Source organism: Polaribacter sp., from assembly GCF_965660385.1.
GTDB lineage: Bacteria > Bacteroidota > Bacteroidia > Flavobacteriales > Flavobacteriaceae > Polaribacter.
This window is the reverse complement of the sequence record NZ_CBFHZT010000097.1, coordinates 1-4795: the sequence shown is the minus strand read 5'-3', so window position 1 is coordinate 4795 and position 4795 is coordinate 1. Positions and strand designations below refer to the sequence as shown.

At 30.4% G+C, this 4795-nt stretch carries 2 protein-coding genes and 1 pseudogene; all 3 read right to left on the bottom strand.

The window, feature by feature from the left end:
* The coding region (locus tag ACTG3V_RS15005; RefSeq protein WP_439132987.1) for a SusC/RagA family TonB-linked outer membrane protein at nt 1-1342 on the bottom strand (1342 nt) is incomplete at its 3' end.
* Between the two features lie 61 nt (nt 1343-1403).
* Nucleotides 1404-3836, bottom strand: a complete 2433-nt coding sequence (locus tag ACTG3V_RS15000) for a T9SS type A sorting domain-containing protein (protein ID WP_439132986.1) — start codon at nt 3834-3836, stop codon at nt 1404-1406.
* Between the two features lie 221 nt (nt 3837-4057).
* Nucleotides 4058-4795, bottom strand: a pseudogene (locus ACTG3V_RS14995) (hypothetical protein); the annotation flags it as partial.

Genomic DNA, 4795 nt, shown 5'->3' with positions numbered 1-4795 from the left:
AGCCTTTTACACTTTCTGCATAAGGATTTGGAAATCCTCCATTACCTTTATTACCAAATAGTGTATGGTTAAAATTTTGAGTTGCTTCATCAGGTTCGTATGCTTTTGGAAAATTTGCAGGGTTTGCCTGTGAAACTTGATAAAAAATATCTGAAGCACTTACTACTGGGCCATTATACCTTTCGAATAAAGAATAAAACTTAGCAGCAACTTTTGTTGTTTTTGTTAAATTGATATTAATGTTTGCTCTTAAGTTAGATCTACTGATATCGATATTATTATTAAAGTTATTTAAAGGATCTACTCTTAACAAACCAGTTTCTTTTGCACTTGTAACAGATAAATAATATTGTGCAACTTCTCCACCACCATTAATATTTGCGTTAAATCTTCTATTTAGTGTAAAATCTTTAAACAACTCATTGTGCCAGTTAACGTCTGGATAAATATTCGGATTTAATCCATTTCTTGTACCTTCAATTTTTGGTTTCGAATACAGTAATGTTGCTGATGGATCTCTCATTCTTTGCGCTCTATTGTACAACTCCATATAATCTACTGCTCCTAAAAAGCTATTAACTTTAGAAGGTGCAGACATAGAATTCTCGTAACGTACAGATACTTTTGCTTTTCCTTTTTTACCTTCTTTAGTGGTAACTAAAACAACACCGTTTGCACCTCTGGCACCATATAAAGAAGTTGCTGTTGCATCTTTCATAATTGAGAAAGAAGCAATATTATCTGGCTCTAAACGTGCTAAATCATCTGTAGTTATTTGTAAACCATCTAATAAAATTAATGGGCTATTGTTAAAACCAAAAGTGGTTACACCTCGAATAAAAAATGCTGCATTATCTGCTCCAGGTTCTCCTGACCTTTGGTATGAAATTAAACCAGAAATTTGACCAGCTAAAGAGTTTGTTATATTGGCTGTGGGTTGTTTTATGTCTGCTACTTTCATTGAGGTTACAGAACCAATAACACTACTCTTTTTTTGTTTAGAAAATGCAACAATTCTAATTTCTTCCAATTCATCTGCACTTTCTTTTAAAATAATATTTATAATTTTTTGGTCTCCAATTTTTATTTTTTTGGTCTCAAATCCTAGATATGAGATCACTAAAGTGGCATTCTCTTTTTTTACATTGATAACGTAATTTCCATCAAAATCTGTTTGAGTACCATTAGTCGTACCTTCAACTATTACAGCAACTCCAGGTAAAGGATTGCCAAGATTGTCGTAAATTTCTCCTTTTACAACAGATTGTGCAAAAATTGAACATGTAAAGAAAACTAGTGAGAGCCGAAGTAACCTTAAAAGTAGGTTTTTTGGTTGTATCATACTTCTTATTTTAAAAAAGAAACAGCATAATAGTGTTAAAAAATTATGCTGTTTGCTTAATTTATTTTTTAATTAGTTTTTGGAAAGTTCCTTCAATTTCTACAAAGTAAAAACCTGATTTTAAGTTGCGTATTGACAACTCATTGTTACTTGTCATACCTCTTAAAACTTGCTTAGAATTTATATCATATACTTTTACCTCTTTATCTTCCTCTAATTTTGAAAAATAAATAGTGTTGTTTGCAGGATTTGGGTAGAAACTAAATTTGGTTTTATCGAAATCATTTACAGAAGCAGTACCTTGCAATTGAGGTCCTTTTAAATCATCAATGTAAAAGTCTCCTGTAATACCAGAATTCCCAGGTCCTATAAAGATAAAAATATGGTCAAAATTTATACCATCAGCCAATTCAGAAGCATCTATGTAAATAGTTTGCCATTTATTAGCTTCTAAAATATCTCCCCAAACTTCAAGGTTTGCGTTTTGATCACCATCTTCTTTTGCATCAGACAACTTAAACATAAAATTTGTGGCCACAGAAGCATATACTCTGAAAGAAAAAATATCATCTTTAGTTGCATCATAAGGCGCGTTTAATTGAAAGTGGATTCTTTCCCATCCACCCCAAGTATCTCCTTTGGTCCATTTGGTAACCATATTAGTACCTCCAGATGGGTCTGTAACTGTTTGGTAATCGCCAGCTACATCACCCATAGATTCTGAAACCGATGTTAAAGAATTTCCATCAAAATCATTATAGGTAACAAAATTTATACCTGTTGTTTGAGTTGTGAAAGTTGCAGAAACCCCTGTAATTGTTGTATTATTTTCTTTGTATTTAATTACACCATCTTTAATACCAAACCAATATTGAGTATTAGCTTTTAATAAATCCGTTGGTTTTATTGAGATATTAGTTTTAGTATCATTAATTGAGGCTGTGGCTGAAACCAAATCACCTGAAACATCACCTTCTCTTAGTTCTACAAAAGGAGAAAGATCTGTAATTGTAGAACCGTCTAAATTTACAAACTGAAAGTTAGATGAAATTGTTGGAACCACAGTTTGAGAAACATCTACTGCTGCATTAATTGGTGATAATTCGGTTGTTACTTCTGGTGCCACATTACTTTTTAAATAATCGTCAAAATAAAACTTATCACCTGCCTCAGATCCAGCTGATCTGTCTTTATCAAAGTAAATTTGAACTCTATCGTAATTAGTTGCTGTAATTGTACCATAGTTGAAAACCAGTTCTACCCATTTATTGGTTTCTGTTACCTCTATTTTTTGTTCATGACCTTGACCATAATCTGGGTAATTTTGTAATTTAATTGATACACCTACTGGCTTGCTTACCCAAACTTTTACTTTAATAAATGGTGTTTCAGAAAAATCGAAAGGTGTTAAAGGTGTTACATCATTTACCAAACTGTTTTCTAAACCAGAATCATTACCTGCATGAGTATATTCTGCAACATTATCTGAAGTATTAATTCCTGATTTATCTGGATTTGCCACTTTTGCAAAACCTGTACCTCCCCAAGATTCAAAACCTACCTCTGCATTTGTAGTATCAAAATCAAATAACATTTCGTTAATATCTCCTGTTACTGCTGCCTTTGTTGTAAAAGTAGCAGCAACGCCTGTTACCAATTCATCATCTGTATACTCAATGCTATTGTCTACAATACCATACCAATATGTGGTAGCATTATTCAAATCGTTAATTGGATCTATACTAATTTCATTTTTATCGCCATTAATAGATGCTGTAAAAGCAACATCTGCACCATTTGCATTATCTTCTTTTAAAGCTACAATTGATGATAAATCAGTTATTTCAGAATCATCAATATTTCTAAAATTACCATTAGTAGCAATAACTAAATTGGTATTAATTGCAATATCTGTTGCATTTGCTTTAGGGCTATACTGTTGAGCAGGAGTACTGTACAATTCTGGTCCTTTAATATCATCAAAAAAATATGTATCACCTTCTGTAGTATTATTACCTCCTATAATAATAACAATATTATTCATATAAATGTTCGAAGCATTGTCTGTAAAATCGAATGTAAGTTCTACCCATTTATTAATATCTGCTGCATTTACAGATTGTGTAACTTCTATATTGTTGCCCCAATCAGGAGAATTTTCTAAATGAAAAGTAACATCTATTTCTTCAGTTGAAAAAACTTTCATTTTAAAAATTGGATTAGACATCAAATTAAAAGGAGTTTGAAATACTGTAGTTGGATCTATTACCCCAATACCTATTCCGTTATCACCACCTGCAGTAAATTGCCCTACAAAAGCAGAAGTATTTGTGGCATCAGGTGCTGGATTTGTAATTTTAGCAAAAGTTGATGAGGTGTTCCAACTATTAAAAACAATATTAGGATTGTTTTCATCAAAATCGATGTGTGTAACTTCTTGAGCAGTCATTACTCCAAAAGTGAGCATAAGTAGTATTAGTAATTTTTGTCTCATAATGTTTAAATGTTTAATTATTTATTATTTGAATTATCTTAAAAATTAAATGTGAAAATGTTTAATTAAATAAGCCCTGAGAAAGTACTCAGAATTAATGCAAATGTGTAGTATATTGATGTATTTAGAAATAAATATACCTCTACAAAGTTTATAAAAAGAAAAAAAACACCTCTACAAAAACTTTGTTAAAAAGATATAAACAACTGTATTTTAAACAATTAAAATTTCTGAATGTAGTTTATAAGGTTATCGTCCTTACTTAATTGAAATCTTTTTCGAAGTCTGTATCTACTTTGTTCTACGCTTGTTTTTGCGACATTCATTAAAGATGCAATTTCTTTTGTACTTAAATTAAGTTTTAAATAAGCGCTTAGTTTTATTTCATTAGAAGATAAGTCTGGATGCGCTTTGCGTAGATTTTCAAAAAATTGTGCATGTGAGTTTCTAAAGTGAAGTTCAAAAGTTAACCAATCTTCTTTATCTTTTAAATGTGCATTTATTTTTTTGATAACTTTTTTTATGGGGTAATGTAAAGAACTATTTAACAACTCTTTATCAATATTATTAATATCACTGATAATGTCAGTAAGTAATTCATTCTTTTTTATGTTATTTAGGGTAGAAGAAGCCAAAGCAGAACTTTTCTTTTTTACCTCTAATTGTAAATTTTTTTCTTTTAATAACAATAATTCTTTATCCGAGGATAGTTTTTCTAATTCAAACTTTTCTTTTTGGCGTTCTCTACGTTGTTGTTCTATTTGTTTTAACTTAGTAATATATTTATCGTTTTTCTTCTTTAAGTAAAGATTGTAGCCATAAAAAAGGAAAATAAAGCATAAAATATAAGTAATTTTAGCAGTGGTGTTAAAATACCAAGGATGAATTATAGAAAAAGATACGAATGTACTCGTTGAGGTTTTGTCTAAATCTATAATGTTACGAATTTCTAACTCATA